This window comes from Photobacterium sp. (assembly GCF_033720175.1).
Taxonomy (GTDB): Bacteria; Pseudomonadota; Gammaproteobacteria; order Enterobacterales; family Vibrionaceae; genus Photobacterium.
The window spans coordinates 27,090-47,222 of the sequence record NZ_JAWWDA010000018.1 but is presented as its reverse complement, the minus strand read 5'-3'; the positions used below and the strand labels follow the sequence as shown (position 1 = coordinate 47,222).

Sequence of the window (20,133 nt, the reverse complement as noted above, 5' to 3'; positions counted from 1 at the left end):
TGTCTATTGAAGCCATCTCCATTGAGATGGTTTTTTTTTACCTGCCAGATAAAAAAGATAAATTGATCACAAAAGGGCTTTTTTCACCTACAGTAAATAACAGGAAATCGATGCCGTGTGAGTTACAGCAAAAACTGTAGGCTGTAGTTGTACCAGACTGATTTGTTAGGTGTTCTCTCAGTGCATTTCATGGTGAATTGACATGGGAGTGAGGCGTTTGGGTCTTAAATCATCTGCTTGAACCGAACCAGTTATCGAGTGATAAGCAGTCTTTTCATAAGGAAGTTACACAATGAGTTATGTTCCCTCTGAATTGAAATTTACCAATACCCATGAATGGGTTCGCCCTGAAGGGGATGGCGTTTTTACTGTCGGCATTACCGACCATGCTCAGTCAATGTTGGGTGATATGGTGTTTGTTGATGTACCTGATCTGGATACAGAGACAGAGGCGGGTGAAGACTGCGCGGTTGCCGAGTCGGTGAAAGCAGCCACTGATGTATATGCGCCGTTAACCGGGGTGGTCATTGCGGTGAATGAAGACTTAGACAGTTCGCCCGAATTGGTAAACAGTGATCCTTATGGTGATGGCTGGTTATTTCAGATAAAAGCAGAAGATGAAGGGGAATTTGAAGATTTACTCGACGCTGAGAGCTACCAGGATCTGGTGGATGAATCGGAGTAATTGCCATCGGTGTCTTTATCACGATGCGTATAGCCTGTTCATTTAAAAGCCCACTACCAGTGGGCTTAAATACACAGAGATCCGCAAAAAAGAAATTTATGCTGGGCATTAATGCTCTCAGCAGACTTCCTTCAAACGTTTTATCTCTTGGTTAACCTCATTGACGGTTTGATAATGCCGTTGTTGAGCTTGTACTGGCACAAGCAACATTCCCTTGTCGAAATGATAGCCTCCTCGGCCATCAATATAAATTCTTCCACTAAATAAACGACTTACATGCTTAGCAATTAACTTCGGCAAGTAGCGTTTGAACATGCGCATAAACAACTCAACCTTGTCTGGTTTTCCTAACGCGACGTATTATAAAACAACTTGCATTACACTTCTGTGACTTTGTCAGCATAATACTAATGTTAAATTCAATTGATTAGATTATTTTTAGTTGTAAATATCATCTTTCGGGATAATATTCTGTTGGTGTAGGGCTGGATAAGCAAGAATTTGTCTTATGAACTTATTTTAAAGACAATTATTTTACTGGATTAATGGTTATTTATTATCATGTTACGCTCTTTTATTCATATTATGCTGCGTTCAGTAGTGTAAAGTTACTTTCTTTTCCGGTCTGATTTTTGTGCATTGTTCGTTTTCATCTCGTTGCTAAATAGCATTATCTTCTGAAATCCCCTTTTCCAGTTGTTCAGTATCTGTTCGGATAAATGTCAGCCTTGCTTCCTCTGGACAGAAAAATTTCGAGAATTGATGCCGCTGTTTGTGTTGGATCAATAAAAGGTTGTTGGCATAGGCTAATAATACAGGGGTTGTTAGCTTATGCCAAAAATGAGGGTGCGATGGCAAGACCTAAAATTCAACGCCGGATTGGTTGTCGTCCGGCATACAGCTGTTTTAAACCGAATGGCGTGCCAATGTCACAGCTGGCGTCGATTGAACTGGCTGCGGATGAATTGGAGGCAATACGTCTGGTTGACATGAATGGCCTCTGCCAAATAGAAGCGGCCAAGCACCTTGGAGTCTCTCGTCAGACGCTGGGAAATATTGTATCCCGTGCTCGTCATAAAGTGGCGCAGGCATTGGTCACAGGACAGGCGATCGATTTGCAAGCTGCGCACTTGCATGAGATTACAGAATAAGAAGAAACCGTCCCTCGACCCGCAATAACCGCTTTATCTTCATTAACTTTCCAGCCATGCGCTGAGGCTGAAATAAAGGAACACTGATATGTCTATTGCTATTGCTATTACTCCTCGCTCTGAAGTCGCCGCTCATTTCGGTAAAGCTGCGGCATTTATGGTTTTTGATCCGCAAGGGGAGATGATTGCTCGTATTGAAAATGGAGGCAGCAAAGCAATTGGCTGCAAGCATAAGAAAATTCTCCAGCGTCAACTAGGTGAATTTGGCGTGACTGAAGTCGTGCTTGGCAATATCGGCCAGCGCTCGTTGGGGCGTTTATTAAATGCCGGATTTACCGTGAGTAAAGTACCTTCACGTAGCTCTGTGCAAGCCGTGCTCGCAGGCAGTGTGGCTAAGATAGCGCTAACGGCAGCAGAGCAGGGGCGTCCCTGCAAGCGTGAAAAAGGGGATTGCGGGTGCGGTTGTGGCAGTAAGAAAAAAGTAGAGCCAGCAAAAATTGGTACGATGATGAATAGAAAACCGTCGCTCCAAGGTCTAATGAAGATAGGAGGGTTCAAGTAAATGCTCTTTGTACTAACACTGGCTATTTTCTTGTTGGTAATTACCGCAATGGCAATAGGCTGGATTGTGAAAAAGAAAACCATCAGTGGTAGTTGTGGTGGTTTGGCTACCGTCGGTGTTGATAAAGAGTGCGACTGTGCCGAACCTTGTGATACCCACAGGCTTTATCAAATACAGGAGCCTGGCGCTAGATCTGTATGATATTACCGCCAAGGCGCTTAGATTTTTCACTGCATCATTTTTCTCCACGCAAGGATGCGACTCGTTGAGTAATGGTCTTGCTGACCACTTGGCGCAGCCACTCGATTTTTGGGTGGCTGCTATTTCGACGTTGCCATAACATATTGATATCAAAGTCCGGGATCTCAACCGGAGCCGGGCACTGGATGAGTTCGTCATTGAAGAGATCCAGTCGTGCCATTAATTGTGACACCACGCAGAGTAAGTTCCGCCCTTTTAACAGGTGGCGTATAGTCAGGAAGTTACTCGACCCTACCGCTATGTGGCGGGTGAACCCCTGATCGTGCAATTGATTATCGATTTGACTGGCTAATTTACCATCCGGCGTTACTAAGGCATGAGGGGTGATGATATAACGTGCCAGGCTAACCGGGGCTGTTAGTCCGGTCGCTTCACTGTCAAACAGGCAGACATGATCTTCTGTATAAAGATATTGGCTGACTAATTCTTTTGGCAGGTTAGTCATAGAGCCGATCACTATATCAACGTCCTGATCATTAAACTTATCGTTGTAGTTATTCCGATCCACATTGCAGAAGCTAAGCTGGCACTGGGGGGAAAGCTGGGCGATGGCGTCAAAGATAGCGGGCGCAAACAGTAGCTCGGCGTAGTCGGTTAAGCCAATCCGGACAGTGCCTGAATAATGCAGAGGATCGAAACTACCTGGCTGTAAAATCTGAGTTGTCACCAGGTTTAAGATATTTTCGATGGTGGGTGCCAACTCAGCTGCTTTCTGAGTGGCGATCATCTGATGACCCTGACGCTCAAACAACGGGTCGTTAAGCAGCAGTCGCAATCGCGACAGGTTATGGCTCATTGCTGACTGACCAATTGAAAGCTTGGCAGCAGCTTTTGTTACGCTCCGGGTTTCCATCAGGGCTGAAAAAGCCACCAGCAAATTGAGGTCAACGCCACGCCAGTTGATATCTTTCATATTACTTGGTTCCCACTTCTGCCAACAGGCATATACACTGCTGATAAGTCAGGGGAAAGTCAACAAGACGATTTCTAAAGCGTAAAATACATAAAGGCGCGTCTGCGCCTTTATGGTCGGGGGACGGATTAACGCCAATTTAATTCAGTTTGCCTTCACCGCATTTAGGGCAGTGATCCCCATCGTTAATCTGAGCGATTCTCTGGGACCAGCAGTGCGGACAGGCATACTTATCTTTTGCGGGATCTAACGTAAAGTGGGCGGCACATTTCCGGCAGCTATGGGTATAAAGCTTACCACTCAGATTCAAAATCATTTTGTGTAGTGCTTCGGCAGCGGCATCGTTAATTTTACCGTTGAGGACGGCATTAATGGTGTGCTCGCTAACACCATAGATGTTTTCGAAGGTGTGACTCAGAGAATTGGCGTTAACGCGGTTGCCATGTTGATCCATGACGTAAGATTTCGGATGAACATTGTTGATCTGGTAGTCACATTGATCACAGGAGATCGCTTGTTGCTTGATCATTTGCTGGGGCATGGAGGATCCTTCTCAATAAATATAATTTATTCATTTATTGAGCGGTTATTCTACATTGATGAAAAACTATTCAAAAGAGGTCAATGATCATTTTATTAGATACGCCACATCAGGATGTAACAAAATGAATCAGTTGCCGTAAATTGTGGTCAACCAGACAGAAAACGGCCCCTAAGTCGTTGCCAGTGAGAAGGCCGCCGTGAGTGAATAAAATCTGTCAGCGACAAATGTCAGCGAACATTGGATCGCACAGCATCAGTAAATCTTCTGTTTCCAGTTCGACACCGGCCATGCGGTCACCACTACTGATGTTGACCTTATGGTGCTTTTTAATCGCATGATCAAAAATGAGCGGCAAGGGGTGTTTTAATCCGACCGGAGCCACCGTGCCGATCACTAAGCCTGTCACTTTTTCGACATCGGTGGCATCGGCACAGGTCATGCGGCGACAGCCAAACATCGCACGTACTTTGGTCGGATCAACCTGAGAGGGGCCCGGTACACAGGCTAAGACATGAAAACCACTCATGTCGCGCAGCAGGATTGATTTCACCATCTGCTCCGGAGCGACGCCGCGCTCTTGCGCCGCGTCTGCAATGGTTTTGGCCGGCTTCGTGTGGGGAAGAAGTCGATAGTCGACCCCTTCTTTTTCTAGGTAGTCAATAACGGATGTGTTCATGACTTACTCGTCATCCAACGTGTAAGGCAGATCCTGCTTCGTCCAGATGAATTCTGGTTGAGCAGCAAGACGGAATCGGGTATCTGCATCCAGGTTGTTTGGCAGTACAACGAGGGCGACGGCCTGGTTATCGGCATAGTGATAACCGGCAATGATCGTGCCGCCTTTACGCCAGTTTTCACCGATGTTTCGCTCTAATGCATCACCTGCCTGCGGGCATTGCGCCGCTTCACCACTGACGACATACATTGCACGTTTATTGATGCCACGGTACTTAGCGCGCGCGACCGTTTCCTGACCGGTGTAGCAGCCTTTTTTAAAGCTGATGCCATCGACGGCTTGCAAGTTCATTGCCTGGGGAATGAATTCAAGTTCTGTTGCGGCATCTATACGGGGAATCGCATATTGAATATCGTACAGATCCCACAGCGTGCTATCAGATAGCCGTACGTCATTGCAGGCTTCAACAATGGCGTTGACGACCGTTTCTGCTTGCTCTGCGGCGACAGCAACCAACCAACGGTTATCGTCAATTTTAACTGCGGTACCTGCTTGAATAGCGCGTACCTCACCTTCGCTGGTAAAAAGTTGATCAACGACAGTTTGTGCCTTGTCTCCCGTTAAGCCAAGTAATACGTCATCGCTTGCCTCGATATCAACCTTAGAGAAAACCGCGTATTTCTTAAGTTCAGGCAGTTGGCTGGCCATTACGCTTTTGCGTTGTAGAAAACCATAACCGTTATTGTGGTTGAACAAGCGGAAGATTGTGCGCATTTTGCCCTTGGCATCACAATGTGCTCCTAAGATTGAAGCATCTGCCGGTAAGGAAACCACATCACAGGTTACCTGACCTTGCAGGTAGGATTTTTTATCATCGCCGATCAGGGTGATCAGACCCCAATCATCCAGATTAACCAACGCCAGGTCTGGCAGGTTATCTTGTGCTGTCAATGGGATTTTTTTGAAATTCAGTGCGTTAGACCAGGTGCTCATAGGACATTCCATGATTAACGTTGTAACGGCAGCTCAAATTACGGTTTCTTGCTTGTGAGGCAATGAAACGGCAGGGGTGAGACTGGCCATCACAAAGAGATGGTGAATAACTTTATGACCACTATGTTAAATCGCCGGCTACCATTTGTCAGCCTGTTGACGTCATTATCGCAAATAATACCTGACTGAAGTATCGTACTATTTTTTGATCATATGTCTCATCTTGGTTGTTTGCTTGTTTTTGCTCATGGTCGAGGGGGGAAGCGGCTGTTAATATTGGTTACAAATCCTAGCGCGGTATAGGGCAAACCTGCTTTTCGCCAGGAACGGTCAGACAGATAATTGAGGTTGTATATGTTGAGTGCAGATGAAAAAGCACGCCTTAAATGGGCATGCCGACGTGGTATGCTTGAGCTAGATGTGCTTATCATGCCTTTTTTTGAAGAGTGTTTTGACGATTTGTCAGGGCAGGAACAACACGATTTAGTCTCATTACTGACATGTGACGATCCTGATTTGTTCACCTGGATGATGGGTCACGGTCGTAGTGAAAATCCAGCGCATGCGGTAATGGTGGACAAAATTGTTGCCCACAACAACAGCAAACTTCGCTGATCTTTTATTACGTCCGTCCAAACTGACAATTGCCGCACTGAGCCTGTTATATCTTTGTGCGGCAATGTTTCTTCTGCTTGCTGTCTTGCGCTCTTCGATTCCCTTCATTGCCGCGGTTATTATTATTGAATGCTTGTGGCTCGAATGGCTTCAGCTATGGCAGTACAGTTTTCGGCATCAAGGCCGTATCAGTATCACTGTGTCGGGGCAGGTCACCTGGCAGCGACAGTCCTGGCAAATCATCCAAATCAAAGTGATCACACGTTTTTTTATCTTGCTAAAGGTGAAACAAGCCGCGCAGCAGCGTTGGTTGCTGATCTGTCATGATGCCTGTGATGACAAAGACTTTCGTACCCTGAGTTTATTGTGTCGCAATGCTGACTTTCATTCACCTTAAAAAGCGGTAATACAAAACACCTAGCAGATGTAATTGGTTGTAATTCTCTGATTTTTGGTTTTTTATTTTATAGATGGCTTTTTTCTCCTTATTATTTAACGCTACCTATTAAAGATAAGCCCTGTCTGGTCGATTAACTATAGTACCTCTATCGTTAGTCGGCGGTAGATGAAATCAGGCGGAATGTATTTGCAATGAAAATAAAACATAAGCTACTGGGATTAACCGTTATCTCTGTGACGGCGTTACTGTTGATTTTAGAAATGAGCTGGCTCGCCAACGAACGCGTGATGGCGATGAATCATACCGCCGTTTCTGCCAGCGAGCTGGAAGTCACACTATTAAATCTGCGTCGGAACGAGAAGGACTTCCTGTTGCGAATGGATAGTAAATACCAGCCGAAATTTCAGGCTAACTACACCCGTTTTCAGGCGCAATTGGCCGATATGTCGGGAGATCTGGCAGAGGCATCCATCGCCATCTCTGGATTGCAGGCACTGCCGGGGGCGATGGAACGTTATCATGACGGTATGATAACGCTGATAAAAGGGTATCAGAAGATTGGACTCAGTCATAACGAAGGACTGCATCGTCCATTTTTTTCCCGTGCGGATCAATTGCTAGGGATTGCTGATAAACAGAACTTAGATACATTGGAAATCTATAGCTTAACACTGACCGCGAAGCTGTTTACCCTGACTAAAGACGCCAATTATCTGAACGAATACCGTGCGGATTATGAGAAAAACGGACTGCTGTTAGAGCAGGATTTTGGCGATATATTTGTTGATTTTCATCGTACTTTCGAACAGATTGTTGCACAACATGAACTGATTGGGATGAACCACAATGATGGCTTGCGCGGTGAAATCCGGGCGCTATCCCATCAGGTCGAAAAAGTGTTCGCTGATGTCCAGCAGCAGCTGGCTGAGGAAATTGCGGCGGATAGCAAGCTAACCAAGCAGTTGATTATCATTGCGGTGGTAATCATTATCATTGCACTCTTGATGTTGTCTTGGCTGATCAGTCGTTCAATTCAGCGCCGGGTTCAGGGGCTGAGTGATTTGATGGCAACCATTGCCCATAGCCATGATCTGACACTGATTGCTGATGAGAGCGGCGACGATGAACTGGCGCAGATGGCACGTAATTTTAACCATCTGTTATCGAGCCTGCGCCAGCTGGTGGGCAATGTTCAGGGGGCGATCACCGAGCTTGGTGTGGCGTCAGAGCAGTTGCAGCGCCGCAGTAAAGAATCCGAGATGGCAATGAACCAGCAGCAGGCAGAAACCGATTCAGTCGCCACCGCGATCACTGAAATGGGGATGACTATTCGTGAAATTGCATCGAATACTGAAACTGCTGCCGCGAACGCAGATCGCAGCCACCATGGTGCAATGGAAGGTCTGTCCGAGGTGAGCGCCACCAAAGAACGCATTCGCTCGCTGTCTGGCGATTTATCACAGACCAGTGATGAAGTTGCCAGCCTGTCGAACTTGTCTGAAAACATTGGTTCGGTATTGGATGTTATTAAAGCCATTGCTGAGCAGACCAACTTGCTGGCTCTGAATGCGGCAATTGAAGCTGCCCGGGCGGGCGAGCAGGGCAGGGGCTTTGCTGTGGTTGCCGATGAGGTACGTTCCCTGGCACTGCGGACACGTCAGTCAACCGAAGAAATTACCACGATCATTGCCTCTTTGCAGGAACAGACGGATCAGGTGGTGGTACATATCGGGCGTTGTCGTGAGCAAGGGGATCTGAGTGTTACTCAGGCAGACAGTGCGGAAGTAAGAATTAACCAGATCATGACAGATATGCAGTTGATCATGGATACCAGTACCCAGATCGCCGCGGCCGTTGAGCAGCAGAGCCTGGTTTCTGATGAAATTGGCCAGAACGTGACGTCGATCCGTGATATTACCAATACCAATTCAGATGTTGCCCACGAAAATGCCCAGGCTGCCTATGCGGTGGCCGATCAGGCGAAATCACTCGATGAGGCTATTGCGGAGTATCGGGTTTAAGCTGGCACAAGGATCTGTTGGCCCCTGACAATAAAAAATCCCAGCTAACGCTGGGATTTTTTTATTCTAGTTTCGGTGTTGCTTAACACGGCTGATCAGGCGTCAGGATGGTCGGGCCTGAATCGGCTTTGGATTCTTGGTAATCCAAGGTGTAATGCAGGCCGCGGCTTTCTTTTCGTTCCATGGCGCAGCGAACGATCAGCTCTGCGACCTGTACCAGGTTTCTCAGTTCCAGCAGGTTGTTGGATACTCGGAAATTACTGTAGTACTCATCGATTTCCTGCTTGAGGAGCTGAATACGGCGCATTGCCCGTTCTAACCGTTTGGTTGAGCGCACAATGCCGACATAGTCCCACATGAACAGGCGTAGTTCATGCCAGTTGTGCTGAATGACAACTTCTTCATCGGAACAGCAAACCTGGCTTTCATCCCAGCTCGGCAGTGAGCCGGGCATGCTGACGTGCTCCAGTTTCTTAGTAATGCTTTCTGCGGCAGCCCAGGCATACACCACACATTCGAGCAGAGAGTTAGACGCCATGCGGTTTGCACCGTGCAAGCCGGTATAGCTCACCTCGCCTATTGCGTACAGGCCATCCAGATCCGTACGGCCTTCAGTATCAACCATGACACCGCCACAGGTGTAGTGGGCGGCAGGGACGATAGGGATGGGCTCTTTGGTAATATCAATGCTGTAACCCAACAGTTTTTCATAAATCATCGGAAAATGTTTTTTGACAAAATCCTCTGGCTTATGACTGATATCCAAATACATGCAGTCGGCACCTAGGCGCTTCATCTCATAGTCAATTGCCCGTGCCACGACATCACGCGGTGCCAGTTCGCCACGCTCATCGAAATCAGGCATAAAACGGCTGCCATCTGGGCGGCGCAAATAGGCCCCTTCGCCACGAAGTGCTTCTGTTAGCAGGAAGTTACGGGCATCCGGGTGAAACAGACAGGTTGGATGGAACTGATTAAATTCGAGGTTGGCAACGCGGCAGCCCGCCCGCCAGGCCATGGCAATGCCATCGCCGGATGAGACATCCGGATTGGAGGTATACTGATAAACTTTTGAAGCACCACCAGTGGCTAACACCACAAACTTAGCGCGAACGGTTTCAACCACTTCGCGATTTCGGTTCCAGATGTATGCACCCAGCACGCGGTTAGGGTGATCATGGTTGCCCATTTTCTGCTGGGTAATTAAATCGAGTGCGTTATGGCGCTCTAAGACTTCGATATTAGGGTGGTTAAGAACGTTTTCCTGCAGCGAGTTCTGTACGGCCATGCCCGTTGCATCAGCGGCATGTAAAATTCGACGGTGGCTATGGCCGCCTTCACGGGTGAGATGATAACGAGGGCTGTTATCGTCATTGTTGTTTTCTTCACGATCGAAAGGCACGCCGCCATCAATCAGCCACTGTACACAGTGTTTGGCATTTTCGGCAATAAAGCGAACGATAGCTTCATCGCACAAATTGGCACCGGCAACCTGAGTGTCCTGAACGTGAGAATCAATGCTGTCTGATTCATCAAAGACTGCGGCGATGCCACCCTGAGCGTAATAGGTGGCGCCTTCACTACGCGGGCCTTTGCTTAAGACGATAACTTTACCGAGTGGTGCTAAGCGCAGCGCAAGTGATAAACCAGCAGCACCGCTACCAATAACTAATACATCACAAAGATGTTCACTGTTTTCGTTCATATCGATTCATATCCCTGTGGCAATCCGCCACATCTTACCAAATTCCATCTGGATTGGTCATTGTGACCATCAAATACCAATTACCATCAATTAGGAGAAAATAATCACAATATAGAGCCAATAGTCTTAATGTAAAAAGTCTGAGCTTGTTTGAACACCGATGACAGGCTCTTAATTACTCTGATAATTAATGGAATTGGTATAACGTTACGCACTTATCGCTGTATAATGCGCCATCGTGATAAAAAAATCGCGCACTATTGTTGAGATCTTATTTCATCCGGTCCGGAACTTTGCCGTTATCTCTGGGTCGTAGATAGTGCTCATGCTCATAAATGTTTCATACTGTTGCTATTTGACCCGTGGTTGTAGAGGGTGTTGAAAGCGACATTCAACCCATGCCAGGCTAAAGCTTTAATGAAACAACGAGTGCAATACTGATATAGGAGTACACGCTCGAATGAGCGAGCAGCAAACAGATCAGGTATTAATAGAACGAGTACAACGAGGCGATAAGCAAGCGTTTAATCTTCTGGTGATTAAGTACCAGAATAAAGTTTGTAACCTCGTCGCACGTTATGTCAGCAACTCGGGCGATGTCCCGGATGTTGCGCAAGAAGCTTTCATTAAGGCGTATCGCGCCTTGCCGACTTTTCGTGGCGAAAGTGCCTTTTATACATGGCTATACCGTATTGCTGTTAATACTGCGAAGAATTATTTAGTCGCTCAGGGGCGCCGTCCGCCAGCATCCGATGTTAATGCTGAAGATGCGGAATACTATGAAAATGGCAATGCATTGAAAGAAATTTCGAACCCTGAGAACCAAATGTTGTCTGATGAATTAAAGCGGGTTGTCTTTAGTACCATTGATGCATTACCTGACGATCTTAAAACCGCGATCTCCTTGCGTGAACTGGATGGTTTAAGCTATGAGGATATTGCCGAGGTGATGGGTTGTCCTGTGGGTACAGTAAGATCACGAATATTCCGTGCACGAGAGGCGGTCGAAAAACGTATCCGTCCTCTAATGCAGCGATAATGTTGGGCCAAACGGTGAAAAAAATGGCTGATAAAGAAAAAATTTCGGCGTTACTAGACGGCGAAGAACTGGATCAGAGCATTATCAATGCGCTGGCCGTTGACAAAGAGAGTGAGCAAGCTTGGCAGAACTTCAGCCTGATTGGTGATGTGATGCGTGGCGATGCTCCGCAAGGCAAAAAATGGAATATTGCTGCAAATGTCGCGCTGGCGTTAGAAAATGAACCTGCTCATACCGGGGTTCCAGGCTTAAGTGCCGAGCCAGAAGTGGCTGCACCTGTTGTTGATATAAGAGCCGCACAGAAAACGCCTGAATCTCAGCCTACACCGCGTCAGGCAAAACGCTCACTGCCGGCATGGTTTACCCAGTTTGGTCAGGTAGCCATCGCTGCATCCGTATCATTAGCGGTTATTGTCGGCGTACAACAATACAATGGCGGTGATGACGGTCTGGTTGCTGAAGCAACCAATACCCAATTACCCGTTCTGCAGACTATCCCCTTTGCAGGCAAAGCTGAGCCAGTCAGCTTAACCCGTGATTCTGTCCGTACCGGTGCGCATAACAATGCCCCTAATGAAGCGCAACTCATGGAGCAGCGCCGTCGTATTAATGCGATGTTGCAAGACTATGAACTTCAGCTGCGTTTCAACGCTGAAGATGGCAGTATTGACAGAACGTTGTTAGAAACTAATTCATCTGTGGCGGACTAATGATAAAAATTCTGGTCGGTGCCGTGACACTGGTCAGCCTGATGATGCCTTTGCAAGCCTTTGCCGAAGAGCCTATCGCTTCAGCAGAGGCTTTGTTGCATCAGATGGATGAGGCTAGTCGAGAGCTCAGTTACGAGTTGTCGTACATTTTAATTAAGAAAAACAGTATTGAACCGCTACGATATCGTCATGCGTTAGAAGATGGTCAGACGTACGCACATCTGATCTACCTCAGCGGACCGCCGCGTGAGGTGATTCAGCGTGGCAATGAGATCAGTTATTTCGAGCCCGGGCTGGATCCTTTTACGATCGATAGTAACAAGATGGTGGCTCCCCTGCCGCCGATTATGCAGTCCGATATTAACGCGTTGTCGGCTAATTATGACTTCATCTCGATGGGGCGGGCTCGCGAGGCGGGCGTTGCCTGTGATGTCGTACGTATCGCTCCTAAAGACGGCGCACGTTATTCTTATTTGTTGTGGATTGATCATCGCAACCGTTTAGTGATGCGTGCAGATTTGCTCGATCGCGACGGTGAACCGTTAGAGCAGTATCGAGCGGTGTCATATGTTGTGAACCCGAAAGTCGGTGAGGTACTGCAAAGCCTGCGCAGTGTTGATTTACCCGCCGTTGTTCAGTTGCCGCCGCAGCCTCAGGCCGAACTGAGCTGGCAGGTAAACTGGTTACCTCAGGGGTTTGAGTCAGTCTCTCGTAACCGCCATCGCCTGGTCCTGACTCAACGGCCAGTTGAAAGCAAAATGTACAGTGATGGATTATTTAGCTTTTCTATCTATGTTTCAGAAGCAGACAGCTATACTGTACGTGAACAATTGGTAAGACAAGGGCGCCGTACGTTGCATAGCCATCTTCAGGGTAAGAAAGAAGTGACTGTTGTCGGCGATATTCCTCCGGCCACGGCACGTCGGGTTGCAGAGTCGATCGCTTTTGTCGGTTCAAAAAAAGGGGCTGATTCTACGGCTGAAAAGGCTGCGCCATGATGAACACACTGGCAACCGTCGTTGCCGTTGAACCGGGCAGTATTACCGTCAGTTGCCAGCAACAGACCAGCTGTGGTCATTGCGGGTCCCGGGACACCTGTGGAACGGGCATCGTGAGTAAAGTGGTGCCGGGACGAGCTCATCAGGTAAAAATCACCACGCAAAAGTCGCTGACGATCGGGCAGGTAGTTGAAATTGGTCTGTCTGAGCAGAGCATACTGAGTTCTGCTCTGTTGGTTTATGTTGTGCCTTTGCTATTTTTACTGCTGGGGACAGCGTTAGGGCAGTGGTGGTTTGTCGAATTATCAGGCACCAGCGAAGTTGGTGTGGTGCTGGCAGCGGTTATCAGTGCTGGCATTGGCTTGCTGATAGCCAAGTATTATGCCAGGCGCTTAGAGGGAGACTCAGCCTACGAACCGAGCTTGATTAGAGTGCTGGGGCAGCCTCTGTCAGTGGATAAGATGATAAATGCCGCATCGAAAGATAGCGAGTAGCCCTGAAATTCGGTAGAATCCGTCAACTTGATCAAAAGATCCCATTCATTTTAATCACGAGCTAGTCACGCCATTCATGAAGCACATTCGTAACTTTTCGATTATTGCACATATCGACCATGGTAAGTCGACCTTATCCGACCGTCTAATTCAAGTCTGTGGTGGCCTTTCCAACCGTGAAATGTCTGCGCAGGTTTTAGATTCCATGGATCTCGAACGCGAACGCGGTATCACTATCAAAGCCCAGAGTGTCACACTCGACTATACGGCGAAAGATGGTGAAACTTATCAGCTTAATTTTATCGATACACCAGGACACGTTGACTTCTCATACGAAGTATCGCGCTCCCTAGCGGCCTGTGAAGGTGCTTTGCTGGTGGTTGATGCGGGTCAGGGCGTTGAAGCCCAGACATTAGCTAACTGTTACACGGCTATGGAGATGGACTTAGAAGTGGTGCCGATTTTGAATAAAATCGACTTGCCAGCTGCTGATCCAGAACGTGTCGCAGAAGAAATAGAAGACATTGTCGGTATCGACGCGTTAGAAGCTACGCGTTGTTCTGCGAAAACAGGTTTAGGCGTGGAAGATGTTCTGGAAAACATCGTAGCCGCTATTCCCCCTCCACAAGGTGACCCTGACGGTCCGCTACAAGCCTTGATCATTGACTCATGGTTCGATAATTATTTAGGTATTGTCTCTTTGGTTCGAGTTAAAAATGGCTCATTAAAGAAAAATGCAAAAATTAAAATGATGAGTACCGGTCAGGTTTGGAATATTGACCGTCTGGGTATCTTTACACCGAAGCAAGTCGATACGACTGCCCTGAATACCGGTGAAGTTGGCTGGGTTGTTTGTGGTATTAAAGACATCCTGGGAGCACCTGTTGGCGATACGATTACAACGGCCAAAGATGGCTGTGAAGAACCATTACCTGGTTTCCAGAAAGTGAAACCTCAGGTTTATGCGGGTCTGTTCCCGATCTCTTCTGATGATTACGAGAACTTCCGTGATGCACTAGGCAAGTTAAGCCTAAATGATGCGTCTTTGTTCTATGAACCAGAAAGTTCTTCGGCACTTGGTTTTGGCTTCCGTTGTGGCTTCCTTGGCATGTTGCACATGGAAATCATTCAAGAGCGCTTAGAGCGTGAATACGATCTTGCGCTTATTACCACAGCACCGACTGTAGTGTATGAAGTTGAAACGACACGCGGCGACATTATTTATGTCGATAGCCCGTCCAAGCTACCGGCAGTCAATGATATTGCAGTCATTGGTGAGCCCATTGCACGCTGTAATATCCTAGTGCCGTCTGAGTACCTGGGTAACGTGATCACGCTGTGTATCGAAAAACGTGGTATGCAGGTGGATATGGTCTATCACGGTAACCAAGTTGCTTTGACATACGATATCCCTATGTCAGAAGTGGTACTGGATTTCTTCGACCGTCTGAAATCGACCTCGCGTGGTTACGCATCACTGGATTACAGCTTCCAGCGTTACGAGCCATCCAACATGGTACGTGTTGATGTAATGATCAATGGCGAACGTGTTGATGCACTGGCAATCATTACGCATAAAGACAATGCAAATGGTCGCGGTCGTGAGTTAGTCGACAAGATGAAGGAATTCATTCCTCGTCAGATGTTTGATATCGCGATTCAAGCGGCGATTGGCGGCATGATCATTGCCCGTGCAACCGTTAAGCAGTTGCGTAAAAACGTGATTGCTAAATGTTACGGTGGCGATATCAGCCGTAAGAAGAAACTGCTACAGAAGCAGAAAGAAGGTAAAAAGCGTATGAAGCAGATCGGCAATGTCGAACTGCCTCAGGAAGCGTTCCTGGCTATTTTGCACGTAGGTAAAAAATAAGTAATAACGTTTATCTCATCGCAAGCGGGTTTGATGTCAAACAAAGTGCTGATTTATATTCATTAAATCGGCATTTCTGTTTCACGGACCAACCCGTTTGTGATGAGTTGAGACATTCATAGGGAATAAAATGGCAAATACTTTTTCGTTAATTCTGGTTCTGGCCACGCTGTTGACCGGGATTATTTGGGCGTTGGATAAATTTATCTGGGCACCGAAACGTCAATTAAAAATTGATGCGGCAGCAGCTAATGCTGGCGATCAAGTAGCTGCTAAAACCCTTGAAGCCATTGCGCCGCAACCGAGCTGGGTGGAATCAGCCAGCTCGATGTTTCCGGTGATTGCGCTCATTATGGTATTTCGCTCATTTATTTATGAGCCGTTCCAGATCCCATCCGGCTCTATGATGCCGACGTTGCTCGTGGGAGATTTCATCTTGGTTGAAAAATTCGCTTACGGTCTTCGCGATCCGGTATTCCGTCACAAGTTGATTGAAACCGGTGAGCCAGAGCGTGGTGATAGCGTGGTCTTTAAGTACCCGCCTCAACCCAATGTTGACTACATTAAACGTGTTGTTGGTATGCCTGGCGATACGATTCGTTACAGTTCCAGCAAGCAGCTTTGTATTGCCCCGAAAGGTTCTGCAACCTGTACCCCGGTGCCACTGACGAATATGACTGACAGTGAGTTCAGTCAGGGCATGACACGTTTTGTTCAACTCGATGAAAAACTGGGTGATGTAAATCACCAGATTTTAGTGCACCCACTGAAGCGAGACTACACGCTGAAGTACTATCCGCGTCCGGGGATCAGCGAGTGGGTTGTACCTGAAGGCCAGTATTTCATGATGGGGGATAACCGCGATAACAGTTCAGACAGTCGTTTCTGGGGCTTTGTTCCAGAAGCAAATCTGGTCGGAAAGGCGGTCGTGATCTGGATCAGCTTTGAGTTTGAAAGAAGTGCCGAGAGTGTCTTACCATCCTGGATTCCTACTGGTGTGCGTTTTAACCGCATCGGTAGCATAAACTGATCGAGATAAAATGACATCTCCTGCTAATAGACTTCAGCGTATGCTGGGGTATCAATTTAATAACAGCGATTTGATGACGTTAGCACTGACACACCGCAGTGCTAACGGTACTCATAACGAACGCCTCGAGTTTCTGGGCGATTCCATTTTAAGCTTTGTCATTGCAGATGACCTATACCACCGATTCCCGGAAGTGGATGAAGGGGATATGAGCCGTATGCGTGCGACATTAGTTCGCGGTAAGACCCTGGCTGAGCTGGGGCGTGAATTTGAGCTTGGTGAGTATTTACTGCTTGGCCCGGGAGAGTTAAAAAGCGGCGGCTTTCGCCGTGACTCTATTCTGGCTGATTGCGTTGAAGCGATCATTGGTGCGATCTATCTTGATAGTGACACTGAGCAGGTACGGAAGATTATTCTTGCATGGTATCAGTCTCGCCTCGACACCATTCAACCGGGGATTGGCCAGAAAGATCCCAAAACACGGCTGCAAGAGTGTTTGCAAGGTCGTCGTTTGCCGCTTCCGGGGTATACTGTAGTTAAGGTACATGGTGAAGCTCATAATCAAGAGTTCACGGTGCAATGTGATGTTACAGGCTTGGATAAGCCTGTAATTGGTAAAGGCGGCAGTCGGCGCAAGGCAGAGCAGGCAGCAGCAGAACTTGCTCTTAAGCAGTTGGAATCATGACAGATAAGCAACATTGCGGCTTTATAGCCATCGTAGGCCGACCAAACGTTGGTAAATCGACTCTAATCAACCGTCTGGTTGGGCAGAAGTTGTCGATCACTTCACGTAAACCACAGACAACGCGTCACCGTATTATGGGTGTTGATACCCGTGATGGTTACCAGGCGGTGTATATTGATACCCCGGGTCTGCACATTGAAGAAAAACGCACCATTAACCGTTTGATGAACCGTGCGGCCAGCAGCTCGCTGACCGATGTTGAGCTAGTGCTTTTCCTGGTTGATGGCACAATGTGGACTGACGATGATGAGATGGTACTGAACAAGCTTATTAAGAGTGAGCTGCCAACAGTACTGTTGATCAACAAGGTCGACAACGTGAAAGAGAAAGGCGATCTGTTCCCGCACCTTGAAGCGCTGTCGAAGAAGATGGACTTTGTTGATGTGGTGCCAATTTCAGCGAAAAGCGGTACCAACGTTGATGCGGTAGAAAAAATTGTTCGCGAGCATCTGCCGGAAGGTGAATACTTCTTCCCGGAAGATCATGTGACCGACCGTTCGCAGCGTTTTATGGCCTCTGAGATCATCCGTGAAAAGCTGATGCGCTTTACCGGTGAAGAGTTGCCCTATGCTGTGACGGTTGAGATCGAACGTTTTGATTTTAATCCGCGCACGAATGGTTTTGATATTAATGGCTTGATTCTGGTTGAACGAAAGGGCCAGAAGAAAATGGTGATCGGCAAAAATGGCGAGAAAATGAAAGTCATTGGCCGTGAAGCCCGTATTGATATGGAAGATCTGTTCGAGCGTAAGGTGTACCTGGAGCTATGGGTTAAAGTGAAATCGGGTTGGGCAGATGACGAACGTGCACTGCGTAGCCTGGGTTACATTGACGACCTGTAAGGAACACCATGGAGGGGCTGCAACGCTGTTTTGTCCTTCATACTCGCCCGTATAGTGAGACGAGCCTGATCCTCGATGTGTTCAGCGAGGACAGTGGTCGTCTGACTATCTTGTCGAAAGGAGCGCGCCGTAAGCGCTCCAACCTCAAAGGCACATTGCAGCCTTTCACTCCTCTGTTTATGAAATGGTCCGGCCGCGGTTCAATGCGGACATTGAATCATGCCGAACCTATCAGTATCGGCCTGCCCATGCGCGGCTATATCCTCTATTCTGCCCTGTATATTAACGAAGTCGTGGCTCGGGTTCTCGAGAATGACACACCTTACCCTGTGCTGTTTCTGGATTATCTGAATGCGCTGCGCGAGCTGGCGCAAGCTGATAACCCAGAACCGGCATTGCGGCGCTTTGAGCTGGCACTGCTTTATCATCTGGGGTATGGCATCGACTTTCTTCACTGTGCCGGTAGTGGCTTGCCTGTAGAAGACACCATGACCTATAACTACCGCGAGCAAAAAGGTTTTATTGCATCAATCATGACAGGCCAGCTGACCTTTACCGGTAGCCAGCTGAAAGCGATAGCCGCCCGACATTTTGAAACCCCGGATCAACTCAAGGCAGCAAAACGCTTTACACGGATGGCCCTGAAACCTTATCTTGGCGGGAAACCATTAAAAAGCAGGGAATTATTTATCCCTAGAGGAAGGAGTACCCAAAAATGAAGAACATACTACTCGGCGTGAATATCGATCATATTGCCACTCTACGCAACGCCCGAGGTACTCGATACCCTGATCCTGTTCACGCAGCAGAAGTTGCTGAGCGTGCTGGTGCCGATGGTATTACTATTCACCTGCGTGAGGATCGCCGCCATATTACTGACCGAGATGTCCGTATTTTGCGTGAAACGATCCAGACTCGTATGAACCTTGAAATGGCCGTGACGGATGAAATGGTCAGCATTGCATTGGAAACTCAGCCGGAGTTCGTCTGCCTGGTACCTGAAAAACGGGAAGAGCTGACGACCGAAGGTGGTCTGGATGTGGCGGGTCAGCTGGACAAAATTAAAGCAGCAACCGAAAAACTGACGGCAGCTGGCATTAAAGTCTCTTTGTTTATTGATGCTGACCGTAAGCAGATTGATGCGGCAGTTGCCGCTGGTGCGCCTTATATCGAATTGCACACCGGCCATTATGCTGATGCAGAAAGCGAAGAAGAGCAGCAAGCGGAGCTGAAGAAGATTGCTGCGGCTGCAAGTTACGCAGATGATCTGGGTATTAAAGTCAATGCGGGCCACGGCCTGACCTATCACAACGTGAAGCCTGTGGCTGCGCTGCCCGAGATTTATGAGCTGAATATTGGCCACGCCATCATGGGGCGCGCCGTGTTTGATGGTTTGAACAAAGCGGTGGCCGATATGCAAGCCATCATGCTTGAAGCGCGTCGCTAAGCATGGCGATTGTCGGCCTGGGAACCGATATCGCAGATATCGGGCGCGTTGAAAAAGTCTATGCGCGATCGGGTGATGCCTTTGCTGAGCGAGTCTTGTCAGCGCCTGAGCTGGAAATCTTAGCGGGTTTAAAGCTGAAGGGGCGTTATCTGGCCAAACGGTTTGCGGTCAAAGAAGCGGCATCGAAAGCCTTAGGAACCGGGATTGCCTGCGGCGTCTCTTTTCAGGATTTCACCGTCAGTAATGATGAGCTGGGTAAGCCAGTATTGCGTCTGTCAGGTAAAGCCGCAAAATTGGCCGAGGCGATGGGCGTTAACCACGTTCATCTGACCATTGCCGACGAGAAACGTTATGCCGTGGCAACGGTGATTTTAGAATCGTAATAACGGCAGAGCGGTTCTATGGATAAGCAGTGTCGAGTTACTAGGTTCG

24 protein-coding genes are annotated in these 20,133 nt (G+C 47.8%); 18 read left to right on the top strand and 6 right to left on the bottom strand.

What is annotated here, in order from left to right:
- Positions 1 to 292: 292 nt before the first annotated feature.
- Positions 293 to 685 (top strand): glycine cleavage system protein GcvH, encoded by a 393-nt coding sequence (gene gcvH, locus R3289_RS17515; protein WP_318926980.1) that lies wholly within the window; start codon positions 293 to 295, stop codon positions 683 to 685.
- 117 nt (positions 686 to 802) lie between these two features.
- Here the strand turns inward: gcvH and R3289_RS17510 are convergent, their stop codons facing one another.
- Positions 803 to 1,006, bottom strand: coding sequence for a DUF1107 domain-containing protein (locus tag R3289_RS17510; RefSeq protein WP_318926979.1), 204 nt, complete (start codon positions 1,004 to 1,006; stop codon positions 803 to 805).
- A 530-nt stretch (positions 1,007 to 1,536) separates the two neighbouring features.
- Here R3289_RS17510 and R3289_RS17505 point away from each other — a divergent pair.
- The 3 genes from R3289_RS17505 to nqrM all read left to right on the top strand — a co-directional run bounded on the left by R3289_RS17505 (position 1,537) and on the right by nqrM (position 2,599).
- Positions 1,537 to 1,836: a DUF134 domain-containing protein gene (locus R3289_RS17505; RefSeq protein ID WP_318926978.1), complete on the top strand. Its 300-nt coding sequence runs from the start codon at positions 1,537 to 1,539 to the stop codon at positions 1,834 to 1,836.
- Between the two features lie 88 nt (positions 1,837 to 1,924).
- Positions 1,925 to 2,398, top strand: coding sequence for a NifB/NifX family molybdenum-iron cluster-binding protein (locus tag R3289_RS17500; protein ID WP_318926977.1), 474 nt, complete (start codon positions 1,925 to 1,927; stop codon positions 2,396 to 2,398).
- Positions 2,399 to 2,599 (top strand): (Na+)-NQR maturation NqrM, encoded by a 201-nt coding sequence (gene nqrM, locus R3289_RS17495; RefSeq protein WP_318926976.1) that lies wholly within the window; start codon positions 2,399 to 2,401, stop codon positions 2,597 to 2,599.
- A 34-nt stretch (positions 2,600 to 2,633) separates the two neighbouring features.
- Here the strand turns inward: nqrM and R3289_RS17490 are convergent, their stop codons facing one another.
- The 4 genes from R3289_RS17490 to ygfZ all read right to left on the bottom strand — a co-directional run bounded on the left by R3289_RS17490 (position 2,634) and on the right by ygfZ (position 5,785).
- Complete coding sequence (locus tag R3289_RS17490) at positions 2,634 to 3,572, bottom strand: LysR substrate-binding domain-containing protein (protein WP_318926975.1); 939 nt, start codon at positions 3,570 to 3,572, stop codon at positions 2,634 to 2,636.
- A 139-nt stretch (positions 3,573 to 3,711) separates the two neighbouring features.
- Complete coding sequence (locus R3289_RS17485; RefSeq protein ID WP_318926974.1) at positions 3,712 to 4,113, bottom strand: hypothetical protein; 402 nt, start codon at positions 4,111 to 4,113, stop codon at positions 3,712 to 3,714.
- 217 nt (positions 4,114 to 4,330) lie between these two features.
- Positions 4,331 to 4,792, bottom strand: a complete 462-nt coding sequence (locus R3289_RS17480; protein ID WP_318926973.1) for a YbaK/EbsC family protein — start codon at positions 4,790 to 4,792, stop codon at positions 4,331 to 4,333.
- 3 nt (positions 4,793 to 4,795) lie between these two features.
- Entirely contained in the window at positions 4,796 to 5,785 is a 990-nt protein-coding gene (ygfZ, locus tag R3289_RS17475) for a tRNA-modifying protein YgfZ (protein ID WP_318926972.1), read from the bottom strand.
- Positions 5,786 to 6,139: 354 nt separating this feature from the next.
- Between ygfZ and R3289_RS17470 the strand changes: the two genes are divergently transcribed.
- The 3 genes from R3289_RS17470 (at position 6,140) to R3289_RS17460 (ending at position 8,821) form a co-directional block, all read left to right on the top strand.
- Positions 6,140 to 6,400, top strand: a complete 261-nt coding sequence (locus R3289_RS17470; RefSeq protein ID WP_318926971.1) for a succinate dehydrogenase assembly factor 2 — start codon at positions 6,140 to 6,142, stop codon at positions 6,398 to 6,400.
- On the top strand, positions 6,369 to 6,797 hold the full coding sequence (locus R3289_RS17465; RefSeq protein WP_318926970.1) for a protein YgfX: 429 nt from the start codon (positions 6,369 to 6,371) through the stop codon (positions 6,795 to 6,797). Before R3289_RS17470 ends, R3289_RS17465 begins: the two co-directional genes overlap by 32 nt.
- Before the next feature lie 194 nt (positions 6,798 to 6,991).
- Complete coding sequence (locus tag R3289_RS17460; RefSeq protein ID WP_318926969.1) at positions 6,992 to 8,821, top strand: methyl-accepting chemotaxis protein; 1,830 nt, start codon at positions 6,992 to 6,994, stop codon at positions 8,819 to 8,821.
- 82 nt (positions 8,822 to 8,903) lie between these two features.
- On the opposite strand, the gene nadB is transcribed toward R3289_RS17460, so the two are convergent.
- Positions 8,904 to 10,526: an L-aspartate oxidase gene (gene nadB, locus R3289_RS17455; RefSeq protein WP_318926968.1), complete on the bottom strand. Its 1,623-nt coding sequence runs from the start codon at positions 10,524 to 10,526 to the stop codon at positions 8,904 to 8,906.
- Between the two features lie 460 nt (positions 10,527 to 10,986).
- Here nadB and rpoE point away from each other — a divergent pair, with 460 nt between their 5' ends.
- The 11 genes from rpoE to acpS all read left to right on the top strand — a co-directional run bounded on the left by rpoE (position 10,987) and on the right by acpS (position 20,084).
- Positions 10,987 to 11,565, top strand: coding sequence for an RNA polymerase sigma factor RpoE (gene rpoE / locus R3289_RS17450; RefSeq protein ID WP_318926967.1), 579 nt, complete (start codon positions 10,987 to 10,989; stop codon positions 11,563 to 11,565).
- 23 nt (positions 11,566 to 11,588) lie between these two features.
- A complete protein-coding gene (locus R3289_RS17445; RefSeq protein WP_318926966.1) occupies positions 11,589 to 12,275 on the top strand; it encodes an RseA family anti-sigma factor in 687 nt (228 codons plus the stop codon).
- Entirely contained in the window at positions 12,275 to 13,273 is a 999-nt protein-coding gene (gene rseB / locus R3289_RS17440; protein ID WP_318926965.1) for a sigma-E factor regulatory protein RseB, read from the top strand. Before R3289_RS17445 ends, rseB begins: the two co-directional genes overlap by 1 nt.
- Complete coding sequence (locus tag R3289_RS17435; RefSeq protein ID WP_318926964.1) at positions 13,270 to 13,767, top strand: SoxR reducing system RseC family protein; 498 nt, start codon at positions 13,270 to 13,272, stop codon at positions 13,765 to 13,767. Before rseB ends, R3289_RS17435 begins: the two co-directional genes overlap by 4 nt.
- A 76-nt stretch (positions 13,768 to 13,843) precedes the next feature.
- Positions 13,844 to 15,637 carry a translation elongation factor 4 gene (gene lepA, locus R3289_RS17430; protein WP_318926963.1) on the top strand — a complete coding sequence of 598 codons (1,794 nt, stop codon included), beginning with the start codon at positions 13,844 to 13,846 and terminating at the stop codon, positions 15,635 to 15,637.
- A gap of 130 nt (positions 15,638 to 15,767) precedes the next feature.
- Positions 15,768 to 16,667, top strand: a complete 900-nt coding sequence (lepB, locus tag R3289_RS17425; RefSeq protein ID WP_318926962.1) for a signal peptidase I — start codon at positions 15,768 to 15,770, stop codon at positions 16,665 to 16,667.
- A gap of 10 nt (positions 16,668 to 16,677) precedes the next feature.
- Positions 16,678 to 17,352: a ribonuclease III gene (gene rnc, locus R3289_RS17420; protein WP_318926961.1), complete on the top strand. Its 675-nt coding sequence runs from the start codon at positions 16,678 to 16,680 to the stop codon at positions 17,350 to 17,352.
- A complete protein-coding gene (era, locus tag R3289_RS17415) occupies positions 17,349 to 18,254 on the top strand; it encodes a GTPase Era (protein WP_318926960.1) in 906 nt (301 codons plus the stop codon). Before rnc ends, era begins: the two co-directional genes overlap by 4 nt.
- 8 nt (positions 18,255 to 18,262) lie before the next feature.
- The gene (recO, locus tag R3289_RS17410; protein ID WP_318926959.1) at positions 18,263 to 18,973 is read left to right on the top strand and encodes a DNA repair protein RecO; all 711 of its coding nucleotides are present in this window, start codon (positions 18,263 to 18,265) and stop codon (positions 18,971 to 18,973) included.
- A complete protein-coding gene (gene pdxJ / locus R3289_RS17405) occupies positions 18,970 to 19,701 on the top strand; it encodes a pyridoxine 5'-phosphate synthase (protein WP_318926958.1) in 732 nt (243 codons plus the stop codon). The genes recO and pdxJ overlap by 4 nt, the downstream gene beginning before the upstream one ends.
- A gap of 2 nt (positions 19,702 to 19,703) precedes the next feature.
- A complete protein-coding gene (gene acpS / locus R3289_RS17400; RefSeq protein WP_318926957.1) occupies positions 19,704 to 20,084 on the top strand; it encodes a holo-ACP synthase in 381 nt (126 codons plus the stop codon).
- Positions 20,085 to 20,133 lie beyond the last annotated feature (49 nt).

What these genes read in the sequence shown, in the direction of transcription:
- rnc (WP_318926961.1), top strand. Translation starts at nt 16,678, where the DNA reads ATGACATCTCCTGCTAATAGACTTCAGCGTATGCTGGGGTATCAATTT.
- pdxJ (WP_318926958.1), top strand. Translation starts at nt 18,970, where the DNA reads ATGAAGAACATACTACTCGGCGTGAATATCGATCATATTGCCACTCTA.
- era (WP_318926960.1), top strand. Translation starts at nt 17,349, where the DNA reads ATGACAGATAAGCAACATTGCGGCTTTATAGCCATCGTAGGCCGACCA.
- recO (WP_318926959.1), top strand. Translation starts at nt 18,263, where the DNA reads ATGGAGGGGCTGCAACGCTGTTTTGTCCTTCATACTCGCCCGTATAGT.
- R3289_RS17510 (WP_318926979.1), bottom strand. Translation starts at nt 1,006, where the DNA reads ATGCGCATGTTCAAACGCTACTTGCCGAAGTTAATTGCTAAGCATGTA.
- gcvH (WP_318926980.1), top strand. Translation starts at nt 293, where the DNA reads ATGAGTTATGTTCCCTCTGAATTGAAATTTACCAATACCCATGAATGG.
- nadB (WP_318926968.1), bottom strand. Translation starts at nt 10,526, where the DNA reads ATGAACGAAAACAGTGAACATCTTTGTGATGTATTAGTTATTGGTAGC.
- R3289_RS17485 (WP_318926974.1), bottom strand. Translation starts at nt 4,113, where the DNA reads ATGCCCCAGCAAATGATCAAGCAACAAGCGATCTCCTGTGATCAATGT.
- nqrM (WP_318926976.1), top strand. Translation starts at nt 2,399, where the DNA reads ATGCTCTTTGTACTAACACTGGCTATTTTCTTGTTGGTAATTACCGCA.
- R3289_RS17490 (WP_318926975.1), bottom strand. Translation starts at nt 3,572, where the DNA reads ATGAAAGATATCAACTGGCGTGGCGTTGACCTCAATTTGCTGGTGGCT.
- R3289_RS17460 (WP_318926969.1), top strand. Translation starts at nt 6,992, where the DNA reads ATGAAAATAAAACATAAGCTACTGGGATTAACCGTTATCTCTGTGACG.
- acpS (WP_318926957.1), top strand. Translation starts at nt 19,704, where the DNA reads ATGGCGATTGTCGGCCTGGGAACCGATATCGCAGATATCGGGCGCGTT.
- rseB (WP_318926965.1), top strand. Translation starts at nt 12,275, where the DNA reads ATGATAAAAATTCTGGTCGGTGCCGTGACACTGGTCAGCCTGATGATG.
- R3289_RS17505 (WP_318926978.1), top strand. Translation starts at nt 1,537, where the DNA reads ATGGCAAGACCTAAAATTCAACGCCGGATTGGTTGTCGTCCGGCATAC.
- ygfZ (WP_318926972.1), bottom strand. Translation starts at nt 5,785, where the DNA reads ATGAGCACCTGGTCTAACGCACTGAATTTCAAAAAAATCCCATTGACA.
- R3289_RS17435 (WP_318926964.1), top strand. Translation starts at nt 13,270, where the DNA reads ATGATGAACACACTGGCAACCGTCGTTGCCGTTGAACCGGGCAGTATT.
- R3289_RS17445 (WP_318926966.1), top strand. Translation starts at nt 11,589, where the DNA reads ATGGCTGATAAAGAAAAAATTTCGGCGTTACTAGACGGCGAAGAACTG.
- lepB (WP_318926962.1), top strand. Translation starts at nt 15,768, where the DNA reads ATGGCAAATACTTTTTCGTTAATTCTGGTTCTGGCCACGCTGTTGACC.
- R3289_RS17470 (WP_318926971.1), top strand. Translation starts at nt 6,140, where the DNA reads ATGTTGAGTGCAGATGAAAAAGCACGCCTTAAATGGGCATGCCGACGT.
- R3289_RS17500 (WP_318926977.1), top strand. Translation starts at nt 1,925, where the DNA reads ATGTCTATTGCTATTGCTATTACTCCTCGCTCTGAAGTCGCCGCTCAT.
- R3289_RS17480 (WP_318926973.1), bottom strand. Translation starts at nt 4,792, where the DNA reads ATGAACACATCCGTTATTGACTACCTAGAAAAAGAAGGGGTCGACTAT.
- rpoE (WP_318926967.1), top strand. Translation starts at nt 10,987, where the DNA reads ATGAGCGAGCAGCAAACAGATCAGGTATTAATAGAACGAGTACAACGA.
- lepA (WP_318926963.1), top strand. Translation starts at nt 13,844, where the DNA reads ATGAAGCACATTCGTAACTTTTCGATTATTGCACATATCGACCATGGT.